Consider the following 15,562-nt stretch of genomic DNA (forward strand, 5'->3'; position numbering starts at 1 on the left):
CTGGAAGCCGTACCTATAGGATTTAGAGTCTTTATGTCTGTTAGGTTGTAGCATCCCAAACGGATAGTAATTATTGTGGCCAAATTAATAACATATTCAACGAGTTATAGGACGAATATGTTATCTAAAAATGACCATTTATGGTCAAAAATCATCAAAAAAGTAGTATATATCAAAGATCTAAAATGTATTAATACATTTTATAAAGTTAAGTATAAATTATATAGTATTTGTTTGTTTTAAACAATTATTACAGGGTGAAATTAATTTTATTTAAAAACCTTTTATTGGATCTATATTTAATTATTGTTTCAACATGTTTAAATGGATAACCTTAAATCACTGACTATTTACGAATACATTTATTCTTTTAAGTAATCTAAGTCAAATCGTTTCTTAAAAAAAAGTTAAAGAATTGCTTTTTTCTCGTGCTCACATATAATATATTTGGCTACTTTATTAAGAAAAGTTAAATATTCTAAGCCCCAAAGCTCAGGAACTTAAAGTTAAACCACCTATGCTCATAACTACTATAAGGAAGATGCTATTCTTCTTTTGTGTTACTTCTTCTGCATTTTTATTTGCTCAAGACTTTACTGAAACAGTTAAGCTTGCTCCTTCCATTAGACGTAGTAATCAATATTTTGGTGGATCTGTTGGTATTAGTGGTGATTACGCTATTGTTGGAGCCTACGGCGAAGCCTATGATGTTAATGAGGAAAACCCTATTCAATACGCAGGTGCCGCATATATTTATGAAAAAGAAGAAGGTGTGTGGCGTTTTAAACAAAAACTGGTTCAAGAACACCGATGGTATTCTGATCATTTTGGAGTCATGGTTTCTATAGAAGGCGAATATGCCGTGGTAGGCATAACGGGGGAAGATATGGATGATCCCGAAGACCCTAATAGTAACAGATCTACTCAGCTTGGGGTCGCTATGGTTTACAAAAGGGATACAGATGGAATATGGAAAGAACATCAGTTAATACATGGGGGAGACGAACGTGTTAGTGGTGAGCAATTTGGTTTTCCTGTAAAAATAAAAGAAGGCGTAATTTTAGTAGGTGCTTTAAATACTAGCGAATGGTTAAATGGAGAGTACTTGCCCAGAACGGGGTCAGTATATGTATTTGAAAAGGATGCTCTTAGTGATCAATGGGTGAAAGTTAAAAAACTAAAAGGATCTGATCGAGTGGGGCAAGATGTGTTTGGTAAAATGGTGGATATAAGCAATGGAACAATTATTATAGGAGCAGCTAAACATGATCCTCAAGAAAATGATTATTGGGTGGGCGCTGCTTATGTGTTTAGTAAAGATGAAACCGGAGAGTGGATTGAGGAACAAATATTAGAAGCTTCTAATAGAAGTAATAAGGCTCAATTTGGAGAATCTGTAGCTATTAGTGGTGATTATATTTTTATTGGAGCACCAACACATCCTCGAATAGTATCAGGAACTGGCGTGGAATCTGGTGCTGCGTATGTTTTTAAAAAAGATTACAATGGGGATTGGAAAGAAGTGCAATATATTATTCTTGAAGATGCTAGTAATTTTGCTGAAGCTTTCGGGCAATCGATTAGTGCTTCAGGTAATAGGGTTATTGTATCTGCTGACAAGAAACCCTATATTTCAGAAGAATATGGATTACGATCAAAAGGCGTCTGCTACCTTTATGAACTTAATGATGATACAGACAACTGGGACTTAATACAAACGATTATTCCTAAATACGATTATAGCGATAAAGAATTTGGATTGCATGTCATTATGAGCAATAATAAAATTATTGTAGGAGATGGAAAGGATAATGGTGGAGATCAAAATATAAATTCATCTGGGGCGGCACATATTTTTGAGATTCCTGAATCGCTCTCAATTTCTGATCTAAACAATGTAAATCCTTCTGTATTTATATACCCTAATCCAGTTGAGAGTACGTTTTTTATTCAATCTAAAAAGATTTTAAAAGACAGCCATGTTTTAATAATCGATATGTTAGGTAGAAGGGTTTATGAGAGCTCCAAAATTACGATTAATGGGAATCACGCCATTGAAGTTAACTTGTCTAAAGGATCTTATATACTTAAGATTGTATCGGAAGGTAAAACGTACACATCAAAATTTGTAAAATAATTAAGTTATAATTACATATGAAATATTTAATTACCATTTGCTTTTTGTTTTGTTACGCTAGTTCTTTTTCACAATATTCCTATCCAAAAAAGGAGTACGCTCAGTTGGTTTTAAAGAGTAAGTTAGTTGTGACATTGCTTGAAGGAGAGTCTGAGTATGTAGCTAATATGAATAGCAGTATCAAAGAAATATTTACAAATAAATGGACTGATACCGAAGTGCTTTTTTTAACACAACCCGAAATAGATAACCTTAGAAAGGTTCATAAAAATGGATATTCCTTTTTGTATCAAAAGGCAGGAGAGAGCAACGAACGTAGATTTGGAGAAGATAATTTAGGTGAGTCTTATACTTACAATGCGTTCACCTTTTCTAATTACCAGTATTATTTAAATATTTTAATTGACGGTAAGAATCATTTTGTGACTGGTGTTGATTTTGGTAATGCAAACCTAATGAAAGCAGATCACCTATTTTTATGTCAGCAATTATCAAAATTAATTAAAGCATCAGCAGAAGGAAAAAAGTCTAATCAATATTTTAATGTAAAGAACAATATTGAACAGCTTAAAAATTCAACATTAGTGTTACCACGTTTTATGTTTAGAGAAAAGGATTTAGATAAAATTGGGAACTATTATGATTATCCTTTTCAATTAGTGGATCTGCAAGGATATCAAGAGGTAATCCTAAACGAAGAGAGTGGGAATTCATATGTTAAAATCATATGGTCAAGGCAACATCATCTATACGTGTGGGTTGTTGTAGATGCTACTAATGGTTCTATTATATCAATTAATAGTTTTGGAGGTGTTCATTTTGGTAGCGACCAAACAATGAACGAGGTTATAAAGGCTAAGTACCTCAAATATGCAACAAGTAAGTTTGCTCAAAAAGTTAATAACCGGTATGGTAGAAAATTATAGAATAACTCTAGTGCAAAAGTCTTTTTATGTAGTCGCAATATTAATTGGTCTGGTTAGTTGTAAAAGTTCAAATGAGCCATTCACCAAAATAATTACTAGTGATACAGAATTTAAGGAGCATTTCTTTATATCGGATTATGAACCAAAACCTCGTAGAGATAAAAGATATTATTGGTTTAAATCCCAAAAGGTTCATAGTTCTCAAGGAGATTATGGTGGTGCATTATTAGATGGAGTTTATCAGAAATATTATTATACTAATGAGTTAGCTGAAAAAGGAGATTTTATTAAAGGAATAAAGACAGGAATCTGGAATTCATGGTATAAAAATGGACAAATTGTTACTTCTGAAAAGTGGGTTAATGGAAAATTATCTGGAAAAAGTGTTTTCTATGATAGTATAGGCAAGATTATTTGTGAAGGAAAATATAGAAATGGCCTACGCTCAGGAAAGTGGATATATCCTATTAAAGGGGTTACCGTTAAATATAAAAAAGGTGAGAAGGTAATTAAAACTAAAGACACTACTAAAACTAGGTTTTTTAATCGATTATTTGCTAAAAAGGAGAATGGGGATAAAAAGGGAGATAAGAACAAAAATAAAGTTGGAAAATCATCAGTAAAAAACAGCTCCAAAAAGGAAGTGAAAAAGAGTAGAAAGAAACAAAGCAAGCAAAAGAAGGAGTTCGATAAGGCACCTAATTTTTTCCAAAGATTGTTTGTAAAGAAGGATAAAGATTAGATTACGTGATTAAAGCAGGTTCCATAGCATATGCAATACTTATATGCATTGTAGTTGGTGTGTTTTGCTACGCACTACTGATGATAAGTAGTTATTCTAAAATGCATCAAACGATGCTATTTACCTCTACGGAATTGCATTCTAATAATGAATCTGCTAAGCAGTATTTTCTAAGCAAAGCAAATGATATTAGTCAAAATAATTCAATCGACCTTTTTGACAATGGAATAGTTTCGTCTGCAGAAGTTAAGCCTTGGGGGTTCTACCAGATCTTAGTAACTACATCTAATTTTAAGACAGATACGATTAGACAAACTGTTTTAATCGGTGAAAAGCAACAAGATGATGGGTTGGCATTATATTTAACAGATAACAATAAAGCTTTATTTATGGTAGGAAAAGCCATAATTAAAGGAAATGTTTTTATCCCTAAAAAAGGCATAAAACAGGGGTATATTACCTCAAATGCATATACCAACACAAAAATCTTATTAGGATCCAAAAGTGTTTCTAAAGCTCAGCTACCAGAACTGAAAACTACTTTTTTTAAATTTGAAAATCAGCAAACGGAAAGGATAGATTTGAGAGAACTTAGTGATTCGATTAAGTATTACCAAAGTTTTGCAGAAAAGACTTTGTTTATTGATGCTATTGAGACCGAATTATTACAAAAAAAACTCTCCGGAAACATAGTGATCGAATCCAAAGACTCTTTATATATTAAAAAAAATAATGTTCTTGATAATGTGATTGTAAAGGCTCCAAAAGTGGTTTTTGAAAGTGGTTTTAAAGGAAGTGTACAGGTTGTCGCAGATCAATTGGTCGTCTTAGAAGAGAATGTGATTTTAAAATATCCATCAGGAATTTTTATCCATCATGGAGAAACAGCGCATAAAGAAATTAGGTTAAAAAATAGTAGTAAACTTCTGGGAGCGATTGTATTGGATGATCAGAATAGGAGTGCAGATAAATTAATTTCCATTGAAGAAAATGTAGAAATTGTTGGCGATGTTTATTGTAGTGGTGAAATTGCACTTGAAGGCAGCGTGATAGGGACGGTATATACGAATAGTTTTTATTTGAGAACAGATGCCTCAATTTATGATAATTATATTATGGATGGTGTTATTGATAAGAAAAACCTTCCAGATAACTTTTTGAAAGTTTCACTTTTTAATAATATTAATAAACGAGAAAGGAAGTATGCGATCATTACGCCACTTTAGCTTAAAAGCGAGTTCTATTTCAGAATCAGTAATAGCTATGACAATTATCGCAATTTGTCTCTCTATAGCAATTACGATTTATAGTAGCGTTTTACAAACCGATCATAATATTACGTTCTATAAATCACAACAAAAAGTAAAAGAACTGTTGTGGGAAACAAAAAGAGATAGGCAAATAGAGAATGAGGATTATGATTTTGAGTTTTTTAAAGTCCAGAAAAGAATAGAAGTATTGGATGGATTATCAAGTTTTAAAATTGATTTTATAGTGATTACAAATAATTCTAAAAGAAAGTATCAATACATTGTTAGTTATTAAAAAACATTCCAATCAAAAGGCATTTACTGTAACGGAATTAGTAGTTGGTATGGCTATTTCTTCCATTATCATATCTATGGTTTATCTAATATATACTAATATTACCAGACAAATCACTGTTTATACATTTCATCAGGCTGAGTTAATGGAATACAATCAGTTTCAAAATGTGTTAGCGATTGATGTTAAAATGTGTCGTCAACTTAGTTACGTTGATCATAAACATATAAAATTAAACATGGCTACAAACGATATTGATTACTTTTTCAGGGAAGGGCTTGTTATCAGAAAGAGTATGACGCAAGATACATTTAAAATAAAAGTAAAAGAAATAGCGCTTAACACTAATGAATACATTCATGATGAATACAAAACTATACGATTGACCATGAGTTTGCTTGGTGAAGATGTTATGGTTTTTGAAGAAAAAAAAATTGCCTTGGCTGAACAGTTAAATAATTTCTTTCTAGATGGGTATTAATATATCTTCATATAAACCTGAAAATAATTCCTATAGAAAGAAAAATAATACTAGTTTCTTTTCAACAGAATTAAGTTTTGGAAATCGTTTTTCTGACAAAGATAAAATGGAGCTATATAAAGAGCTTTCTATTTTGTTGAGTTCTGGGGTAGATTTTAGGAAGGCCCTAGAAATATTGAGGGAGCAACAAAAAAAAGCGAAGCATAAGGATTTAATACAATCTATTCTAAAAAAAGTAGTACAAGGAAAATCTTTATTTGAGGCACTAAAGGAGTCTGAAAAATTCTCTACTTATGAATACTATAGTATTAAAATAGGTGAAGAAACGAGGAAACTTGATGAAATACTTTTAGAGTTATATCAGTATTTTGATAGGAAAGTAAAAATGAAGCGTCAGTTAGTGTCCGTGTTTACCTATCCTGGTTTTGTGTTATTGTTGACTTTTGGGGTGCTATATTTTATGATGAAATTTGTAGTACCAATGTTTGCATCAGTGTTTAAACAGTTTGGTAAGGAATTGCCTAATCTAACAAAGAAAATTATATATATATCAGAACATTTTTCAAGCTTTAGTTTAACTTTTGTTTTGATAGTAATTTTGGCTATTGTAGGACATTTCTATTTTAAAAATCAATTATTTTACCGAAAACACCTCTCTTCATTCTTAATGAGACTCCCTTTTGTGGGAAATATTATAAGAAAAATATATATAACACGGTTTTGTCAATCATTAAGCCTCTTATTATCGGCAAAGACTCCATTGGTAAACTCATTAGATTTAGTGCAGAAAATGATTTCATTTTATCCACTGGAGTATAGTTTGCAAAGTATAAAGAAAGAGGTAACTAAAGGAGAGTTGTTTTCAGAGGCATTATCTAAACATAAAATATATGATTTTAAATTGATTTCACTAGTAAGTGTAGCTGAACAAATAAACCAATTAGACACGATGTTTGAGCGATTGGCAAAACAGTATGATGAAGAATTGCAGCATCAGACTAAAATGATTGGAGTTATCATGGAGCCACTTATAATCGTTATTATAGGAATTGTAGTCGGGACTGTATTAATAGCAATGTATTCTCCTATGTTTGATTTAAGTAAAATTATTCAACCTTGATAAAATAAGAACATGAAAAGAAACAAAAATATAGTGAAGAGTGTTTATGTCAAAGCATACTCGATGTCCGAATTAGTTATCGTGCTTTGCATTATAGGAATTTTAATTTTGTTGGTACTACCTAATCAGACTTCAGTGGTTGCCCAAGCTAAGGCAATTGAAGCTCAGAGTATGTTAAATCATCTATACGGACTAGAGAAGAGCCATTTTTATAGATATTCCAAATATTCATCAGATTTTGAAGCCTTAGGGTTTGAACCTGCTCTTTCTGTAAATGAAGGTGGTCAGGCAGTTTATAGGATTGAAATTATCGAAGCTTCTACTAATTCATTTAAGGCAATAGCAGTATCACAATCTGATTTTGATGGAGATGGGAATTTTAACACATGGGAGATTGATCAAAATAAAATACTTAAAGAAACTATAAAAGATTGATGGAATACGTTTTACTTTCTTTCTTGCATGTGATTTTTATTATCATAATTTATCAGGATATAAAATTCAGACATATTCATATCATATTGCCTGTTTTGATATTTGCGATAAATTATTATTTAAATTTCAATTTGACAAGTTCTTTGGAAATATTCAAATCCTCAGGCTTTTTAATAATAAATTTTATTTGTATAACTATTTATTTTTCTATTAAAAAGTCTGAGTTGGTAAACCCTTTTAAAGGTCAAATTGGTTTGGGGGATTTTATTTTTTTAGTCGGAGTGATTCCTATGTTTTCATTTAGAAATTATGTTTTGTTTTTCATAACAGGTATGTTTTTTACGTTAATATTACATGTTCTGTTTCGTAAGAAATCTATCCAGAAGACTATTCCCTTAGCCGGCTACTTATCTATTTATATAATAGTACTGCTTTCATTTAATATTTTAATTCCAACAAATATTTTTTACAGTTTTTTATTTTGAAAATAACAAAAGACATACAGGTATCCGTAGAATTACAACAATTAATCAACACTGATCTCGCGCATCACTATAGTGTAGTACCTAAAGAGAAGATTGATGGTGTCTTAACGTTGTACGCCGATGAGAAAAAATGGACACCTAATGTTAAGGAAGAATTAGAGTTATATCTGGGGATATCCATAATTTTTGAAAAAATTTCAACAGAACGATTAAATAAGGCACTGTTTCTGTATTATAGAAAAAATTCTGAACAGTCAACAGTAAGTTCTAATTTTTCAGGACAAAACAATTTTCTTGAAGATCTTATTTTTGAAGCCAAATCAATAGGTAGCAGTGATATTCATTTTGAAGTATATGAGGACGAAGCTAGAGCAAGGTTAAGAATTGATGGAGTCCTTGTTGAGAAATATAAAGTGCCTAAAGAACATTATCTAGAATTAGTTAATAAAATAAAGATAGAGTCTAATCTGGATATTACAGAAAAAAGGTTACCACAAGACGGTAGAATTAATTATGAAAATTTTGACCTTAGGGTTTCTATTCTTCCAACGCTTCATGGAGAAAAGGTAGTAATGCGAATATTAGGTAAAGACGCATCTGAAATTGATTTAGAGGACCTAGGTTTTGAAAAAGAAGAAAAAGAGATTTATCTCGAAGCTGTAAAGAAGAGCAATGGTATTGTATTAATCAGTGGACCAACGGGATCTGGTAAAACAACAACGCTTTATGCTACCCTTAAATTACTAAATAATATTAAAAGAAATATTGTAACCGTTGAAGATCCAATTGAATATACTCTGAAAGGAATTAATCAAGTACAATTAAAAGAAGATATTGGACTTACTTTCGGAGCCGCTCTAAGGTCATTTTTACGTCAGGACCCCGATATCATAATGCTTGGGGAAATTAGGGATTCTGAAACAGCTAAAATGGCAATAAGAGCCTCCTTAACAGGACACTTAGTTTTATCTACTATACATACTAATTCTGCTCTAGGAACGATATCGAGGCTCATTGATATGGGAGTACCAGCTTTTTACATAGCAGAAACATTAAATGTGTCCGTAGCCCAGCGATTGGTACGTCGATTATGTAATCATTGTAAAAAAGAAGTTCGTTTTGATGAAAATGAACTACCTAAGAGTTATGAGATGTTGAAGTTACTTAATACTCATTTTGTAGCTAATGGATGTCAAGAATGTTACTATACAGGCTATAGGGGAAGAAGAGCAATATATGAAATCGTGCCAGTAACCGATGAAGTGGTTAAAGGAATAAAGAAAGATAATCATCAATTAAAACAGTGCTTGGGGATTACATATGTAAGCCTTGCAGATAAAGCATTTAACCTACTTGAACAAGGAGAAACTTCTTTAGAAGAGATTTATTCCTTGTTAATTAATTCCTAGTTATGAAGAAAGTTTTATTATATTTTTTATTAACCTTGGTTGTTCAATTTTCATTTGGACAACAAGATATTTTAAAAATAGAAAATCAGATAAATGAATATGCTGAAGAAAAACCAGAATTGAATGAAACAATACAGATAGATGTTTCAGGACTTACACTCTATGATTTTTTAACATCTATTGCCATAGAACATAAATTGAATATTAGTGTTGATAATGAATTAAATGAATTGGTTTCAAGTAGTTTTTTTGATGTTCCGGTTAAAGATGTGTTTTTGTTTGTAATAAAGAAATACAATTTGCAGATTGAGTTTATCAATAATATTATAGTTTTTAAAAAAGAAAAACGAGCCAAAGTACTACCAAAAAAGATAGTAGAGAAAGAGATTGAAGTTAGCTATAATGAACAGAATGATTTTTTATCTGTTAAGTTGAAAAATGATTCATTACCAAAGGTTGCTCAAAAAATTACTGATGTTTCAGGAAAGAGTATTGTACTCTCTCCTTCAATAAAAAATGTAAGTATTTCAGCTTATATACTAAATAGGCCATTCGACCAGGTAATAGATATGATGGCAAAATCTAATCAACTACTTGTAACTAAGGATGAAAATGGTTTTTATTATATAGAGAAGGATAATTTGGAACCTTTAACAAAAGAAAACCTTGGAAAGAGTAGAAATAGAAAAGAAAGAGTAAATGGCTCGGAGTCTTCATCTGAAGTAGAAGTAAATAAAAATGGTTTTTTAAGTATTCAGGCATTTGATATTTCGGTTACTGACTTAATAATGGAAGCTGCTGAGAAACTAAATATTGATTATTTCATGTATGATAAACCAGTGGAGGATCAAACAACTTTAGTGGTGAATGATATTACGTTTGATGAGCTTTTAGATCATGTGTTTAAAGGAAAAGGGAGTACTTATAAGAAAACCGATAATTTTTACTTAATTGGAGATCGAAATTCTGAGGGTTTAAGAAGTTCAGAACTAATTCAACTTGAAAATCGAACTATTGAGACTGTACTGGAAACATTACCAAAAGATTTAATAGTAAATGTAGAGCTAAAAGAGTTTATAGAACTTAATGGATTTGTCGCCTCTGGTTCAAGACCTAGAATATTGGAGCTAAAGGAATATATTAAGCAAATTGATAAAGTTGTTCCTATGATCCTCATTGAGGTTTTGATTGTGCAATATCAAAAAGGTTACGAAATACAAACAGGGATTAAGGCCGGATTAGATAATCAACCAAAAACAACCTCAGGAGTTGTGTACCCTACTCCAGAAGTTACAGTTAACTCAACATCGATCAATGACCTGATAGATGCATTTAATGGTTTTGGAATTTTTAATTTAGGAAAAGTTGCTGAGGATTTTTACATGAATTTAAAAGCACTTGAGAATAACTCAATAATCAGATTACAATCAACTCCAAAGATTTCTACCTTAAGTGGTCATGAAGCCAAATTATCTATTGGAGAAACAAATTATTATTATGAACAAAATAATAGGTTGATAAATAGTGGTATAGGGAATGATATTTTACAATCTGGACAATGGAAATCTACTGATGCAAATTTAAGTGTAAATATTAAACCATTTGTGTCCAAAGATGAACAGATTACACTTACAATTATAGTTGAAAAAAGTTCGTTTTTAGGTAGAGCTGGCGAAAATGCACCTCCGGGAAAATCTACACAGCAGTTCGAATCTTTATTAAGGGTAAGGAATGGAGAAATGGTTTTATTAGGAGGTCTGGATGAGTTAGATAGACAGGATTCTGGAACAGGAACACCAGTTTTATCCAGAATTCCTATAATTAAATGGTTTTTTAGCAGCAAAATTAAAAGTAAAAATCAATCTAAACTTCACGTTTTTATAAAGCCAACTATAGTTTATTAATTTATGTTAGATACATTGAAAAGCATAAATCCTTTCCAGGAAAAAAGATATACTATTATAGGTGTAATAATGGGCGATATTCCTGTATATGAGGTGTTAGTTTTAGAAAAGGAATCTGATAGGATTGCTGTGATTGAATCATTTACAACGAAAAGATTTGATGAAATTAGAGATAGAGTAGAAGTTTCAATCCCTGTTTTACTTAACTTTTCAGGTAAAGGAATTATAAATAAGAAAGTGGCCTCTGAAGGCAATTATTTGAAAGAGGTACTGTTCAGTGCATCACCGGATGATTTTTATATCTACGAATTACAGCAGTTAAAATTTAAATATATTTCAATAGCTAGAAAGAGCGCTTTGGACTTTTATTTCAATCAATTTGAAAATGAAAAATATATTTTAATTGATTATAGTATTGGTCCTTTTTCGGCAGTTTTAATTAAGGATATTTTGAATAAGGGGGCTTTTTATTCTGGAGAGTGCCACTTAATTTTTGAAGGAGATAACTTAAAAGAATTCCAAATTAGTCAGTTGCCAAGTTGTTATTATAGTATCGATAAAGAGAAATTAAGTAATTCTCAAGTTCCTTTATTTTCTACTTTATTAAATCACCTATATCCATCGGATAGTATTAGCTATAATTTTGAATTCCTTAGTTTTAATAAGCAAGAACTGTTGTTAAAAAAAATATTTGATAAGGCCGTTGTGTTTTTGGGACTGTTTTTTCTTAGTGCATTGCTCAGTAGTTACTTATTGTTGAGTTATTTTAATAATCAATATATTGATTTTGAATCACAGCTATATAATTTAAATCACACTTATAGTCAGGTCAAAAAATTAGAAGAAGAGAAAAGAAGCAAGGTTTTAGTACTTCAAGAATCAGGTGTGTTAAAAGAGAATTTTACCTCTTATTATATACAAGAAATTGTTAGCTCTACTCCTAGAGAGATAGTATTAAATAGCTTGAAAGTAAATCCAAACAATAAGAAAATTAAAAATTTTGAAAAAATAATATTTGAGTCTAATTCAATTTTCATAGAAGGTAGTTCAATTTCAAGTTTACCACTAAATATGTGGGTAAAGAAATTAAAATTAAAAAAATGGATAGCAAAAATCCAAATATTAAATTACAGTAACACCAATAAAAACGGAGCAGTATTTTCATTAAAAATTAATATTAAATAATGTTTACAAACCTAACATATAAACAGAAATTATGTGGAGTAGGCTTGCTTGCGGTTCTTTTATTTTTTACAGCCAATAAACGATCATTTAAGGTTACTAAACAAGCTTATATCCAGTCAAGTAAACTTGAGGAAAAATTAAACTACATTAATGATTCTAATTCAAATGTAAGTGATCTGCAAAATGAGTTAGATTTATATGATAGAATTATAGGAGTTCAAGGTGTACAGCCAGAAGATGTACAACAAAGTGTTTTAGACTTTACTACTGAGTTTATCAATGTAGACGTTTTTGGAATGGAAGAAATGCATTTTTCTGAAAGTAATGGTTTTAAAATTATAACAAATCAGTTAATTCTTGAAGGAGATTATAACTCCTTAATTGAAGTGATTTATGAGTTCGAGAAAAAATTTGAATTTTCAAGTATCGTTAGTGTGTCCTTCCAGAAAGAAAAAGAATATCTAACTAGAAAAAATAAATTAAGGGTTAAAATAATATTTCAGAATTATGAGAAAATTAATTAATATTTCATTAGTTGTTTTTGTGGGCTATTTTAATGTTGGATGCGATGATATTTTTGAAGAAGATATTACCAACGATTTTGTCAATATTACCTCCCCCAAAAATGGTATAGTCCTTACTGGAAATTCAGTTCAATTTAGGTGGGATCTTATTGATGGGGCTAATGCTTATAGAGTTCAAGTAGTGGAGCAATTCACACAGATAAGGTCCTTGGATTCTTTAGTAGAGGGTAATAGTTTTACCTTTGGTCTCAATCCTGGTGAATATAGTTGGGTAGTTAGAGCAGAGAATTTTGCCTATGAAACGGCTTATAGCTTTCCAGAATTATTTACTTTGGTTTCATCAAATGATTTGTCTAATCAAACTGTGTTTTTAGGGTTCCCTTCACAGGATTATTATACAAATACCGATGAAATTATATTAACATGGGACGAGATTCAGTCCGCGGATTCATACAATTTGGAAATTGATAAGACCTTTCGAGGAAATACAGGGACAGAAGTTCAGTTTTTAGGGATAACTAATACTAATTATACACTAGACTCTTCAGTTTTATCAGAAGACGCGATATATACATGGAAAGTAAGAGGAGTGAATGAAAATAGTAGTACTAAATTTACTTCTAGAAGAATTTTTTTAGATACGCAAAATCCAAATCAACCTATGTTAAATTTACCTAATTCAGATGACACCACAACGGATATTGTTAATTTTTCTTGGAGTTTAGGTAGTGATTCTGGGGAAATAAAATCTCCCGTTTCAAGTATACTTGAAGTTGCAATTGATAATGGTTTTGGAAACATAATACTAACTGAAAATGTAGATGAAAACTCTAAACAGATTGTGTTTACATCGAAAGGAGAATATTATTGGAGAGTAAAAGCTATTGATCAGGCAAGTAATCAAAGTATTCCAAGTGAGGTAAGGAAATTAACTGTGCAATGATGAATAAGCGACTATTAAATGGTGTATTAATAATTATGATGTCAGTAATATGGCTCGTTGTTTTTTACAGAGTTTTTAATACTTTTTTTACAGGTGATAGTTCAGTGAATGACATTACTAATAATGTATCGTCAAGAAAAAGTTCCTTATATAATTTTTCAAAAGACACTTTCATTCTCAAAAAGATTGAGAGAGACCCCTTCTTAGGTAAGAGTAGGCCAGTTAGAAAAAAAAAGGTCTTAATTGTAAACGATAAGTCTAGCAAGAAATCTTCTGAAAAAGGTATAAAAAAACCAATTAAAAAGGTCATGAATAAAAACCATATTTGGCCTAAATTAAGTTATTATGGTTCTTTAAAAACAGGAGAGAGTTCATCATTATTATTTTTGATAAAAGTAGACAACCAACTTCATAAGATAAAAAAAGGTGATAAATTACAGGATATTATTATAAAAAAGGTATACAGAGATTCTATTACAGTGCAAATGTATAAGGAGAGTAAAACGATTTTGAGAAATTAAAAATGAATATGAGAAGAGTTAAAGCAATGGATTTTACTAATATAGTATGCCTGTAAAATTACAAATTTTTAGTTCTAAATTTGTTCTTTTAAAAAATGCTTTCTTTTCCCTTATCAAGGAAAAAGAAATGCGCAGCTAGGGTGTATTTTGCCTTACTAGAATTCAATAGTTAAAAAAAACATTGAAGTCAGGGTTATTTTTCCTAACAACTATATTTCATTAATTAAAATTGTAACTTTATTGCAGATTGAAAGTCATTGGTCGATAAACCAATTTAATTGTTATGGTAGTTATATAGCTACCTCAAATTAATGATACCTTATAAACCCTTATAATGACTGCTAGTTTTAGATTAGGTTCGAATCCCTTCGCGGTCACTAGTTTAAAACCTTAATTGTTTGTTCGCAAATAATTAAGGTTTTTTTGTTTTCAAAAAATCTATTTTTTTAAATAACCATCTACATTCTATAAAAAGCCTTTGGTTAAGAGTTAATTTCTTAAAAGATATTACTTAACTTTATAACTTAGTTAACCAATCGAAATAAATGTTATGAAAAAATCTGGAGGTATTGTTAAGTCTTTTTTTGCAGGAATATTCTTTGTTGTTGTGCCTGCAATTATTGTAATAGTCTTATTTTCTAAGGCCTTACATTTATTAATGCCGCTTACGCATAAAATTACTGAAGCTTTGGATTTAAAATCCATCTTTGGGTCTGCAGCTGTGCTTATTGTTGGTATTGTTATCGTTTTACTTATCGGTGTACTGTGTGGGTATTTTTTATTGAACGGATTTTTAAAACAGTGGAGTAATAGTTTTGAAGAACGTTTATTTTACTTTCTGCCTTCATTTCAAATTATGAAATATCGTTTTGTTGAAGAAGAGGCCTATAAAAAACAAAAGTTTTGGGAACCAATTTTACTTAAAGAAGATACGTTTTATCGAGTGGCATTTATAACCGATAGAAATCAGCCTAACATTATAGCTATTTACATCCCTGATGCTCCTAAAATGGATGCTGGAGAAGTGCGTTATTTTGCTGCAGATGCTTGTGAATACGTGCCTATAACCATGAAACAAGCTATGAATTCACTTCATCATTTTGGTCGAGGTGTAGATATTAAACTGCCAAAAAATTTGAATTAATAAACAGTGACTTTCATCATGCTACTTGTTTTTTTATGATAGGGCGAATAGTGCTTTTATG

Annotated in this window: 15 protein-coding genes; all 15 read left to right on the plus strand. The window is 30.6% G+C overall.

Translation table 11 applies throughout. From position 1 onward, the window contains the following. Nucleotides 1–517 precede the first annotated feature (517 nt). Nucleotides 518–2,137, plus strand: a complete 1,620-nt coding sequence (locus Q4566_RS00005) for a T9SS type A sorting domain-containing protein (RefSeq protein ID WP_303416967.1) — start codon at nt 518–520, stop codon at nt 2,135–2,137. 17 nt (nt 2,138–2,154) lie between these two features. Beyond that, the gene (locus Q4566_RS00010; protein ID WP_303416970.1) at nt 2,155–3,063 is read left to right on the plus strand and encodes a hypothetical protein; all 909 of its coding nucleotides are present in this window, start codon (nt 2,155–2,157) and stop codon (nt 3,061–3,063) included. Beyond that, a complete protein-coding gene (locus Q4566_RS00015) occupies nt 3,008–3,805 on the plus strand; it encodes a toxin-antitoxin system YwqK family antitoxin (RefSeq protein WP_303416973.1) in 798 nt (265 codons plus the stop codon). The genes Q4566_RS00010 and Q4566_RS00015 overlap by 56 nt, the downstream gene beginning before the upstream one ends. Before the next feature lie 5 nt (nt 3,806–3,810). Then, the gene (locus Q4566_RS00020; protein ID WP_303416976.1) at nt 3,811–5,031 is read left to right on the plus strand and encodes a hypothetical protein; all 1,221 of its coding nucleotides are present in this window, start codon (nt 3,811–3,813) and stop codon (nt 5,029–5,031) included. Further along, the gene (locus Q4566_RS00025) at nt 5,009–5,350 is read left to right on the plus strand and encodes a hypothetical protein (protein WP_303416979.1); all 342 of its coding nucleotides are present in this window, start codon (nt 5,009–5,011) and stop codon (nt 5,348–5,350) included. The genes Q4566_RS00020 and Q4566_RS00025 overlap by 23 nt, the downstream gene beginning before the upstream one ends. Next, nucleotides 5,337–5,831 (plus strand): type II secretion system protein J, encoded by a 495-nt coding sequence (locus tag Q4566_RS00030; RefSeq protein ID WP_303416981.1) that lies wholly within the window; start codon nt 5,337–5,339, stop codon nt 5,829–5,831. The genes Q4566_RS00025 and Q4566_RS00030 overlap by 14 nt, the downstream gene beginning before the upstream one ends. Next, the gene (locus Q4566_RS00035) at nt 5,821–6,951 is read left to right on the plus strand and encodes a type II secretion system F family protein (RefSeq protein WP_303416984.1); all 1,131 of its coding nucleotides are present in this window, start codon (nt 5,821–5,823) and stop codon (nt 6,949–6,951) included. Before Q4566_RS00030 ends, Q4566_RS00035 begins: the two co-directional genes overlap by 11 nt. Nucleotides 6,952–6,963: 12 nt before the next feature. Next, a complete protein-coding gene (locus tag Q4566_RS00040) occupies nt 6,964–7,386 on the plus strand; it encodes a type II secretion system protein (RefSeq protein ID WP_303416987.1) in 423 nt (140 codons plus the stop codon). 481 nt (nt 7,387–7,867) lie between these two features. Continuing rightward, complete coding sequence (locus Q4566_RS00045; protein ID WP_303416990.1) at nt 7,868–9,280, plus strand: GspE/PulE family protein; 1,413 nt, start codon at nt 7,868–7,870, stop codon at nt 9,278–9,280. Nucleotides 9,281–9,282: 2 nt separating this feature from the next. After that, nucleotides 9,283–11,184: a type II secretion system protein GspD gene (locus Q4566_RS00050; RefSeq protein ID WP_303416991.1), complete on the plus strand. Its 1,902-nt coding sequence runs from the start codon at nt 9,283–9,285 to the stop codon at nt 11,182–11,184. Between the two features lie 3 nt (nt 11,185–11,187). Further along, a complete protein-coding gene (locus Q4566_RS00055) occupies nt 11,188–12,369 on the plus strand; it encodes a hypothetical protein (RefSeq protein ID WP_303416994.1) in 1,182 nt (393 codons plus the stop codon). Then, a complete protein-coding gene (locus Q4566_RS00060) occupies nt 12,369–12,893 on the plus strand; it encodes a hypothetical protein (RefSeq protein ID WP_303416996.1) in 525 nt (174 codons plus the stop codon). Before Q4566_RS00055 ends, Q4566_RS00060 begins: the two co-directional genes overlap by 1 nt. Continuing rightward, on the plus strand, nt 12,877–13,836 hold the full coding sequence (locus tag Q4566_RS00065; RefSeq protein WP_303416999.1) for a hypothetical protein: 960 nt from the start codon (nt 12,877–12,879) through the stop codon (nt 13,834–13,836). Before Q4566_RS00060 ends, Q4566_RS00065 begins: the two co-directional genes overlap by 17 nt. Before the next feature lie 35 nt (nt 13,837–13,871). Next, nucleotides 13,872–14,357, plus strand: coding sequence for a hypothetical protein (locus Q4566_RS00070; protein WP_303417002.1), 486 nt, complete (start codon nt 13,872–13,874; stop codon nt 14,355–14,357). Between the two features lie 550 nt (nt 14,358–14,907). Further along, nucleotides 14,908–15,501, plus strand: coding sequence for a hypothetical protein (locus Q4566_RS00075; RefSeq protein WP_303417005.1), 594 nt, complete (start codon nt 14,908–14,910; stop codon nt 15,499–15,501). Nucleotides 15,502–15,562: the final 61 nt, after the last annotated feature.

It is taken from the genome of Tamlana sp. 2_MG-2023 (assembly GCF_030548465.1).
Taxonomy (GTDB): Bacteria; Bacteroidota; Bacteroidia; order Flavobacteriales; family Flavobacteriaceae; genus Pseudotamlana.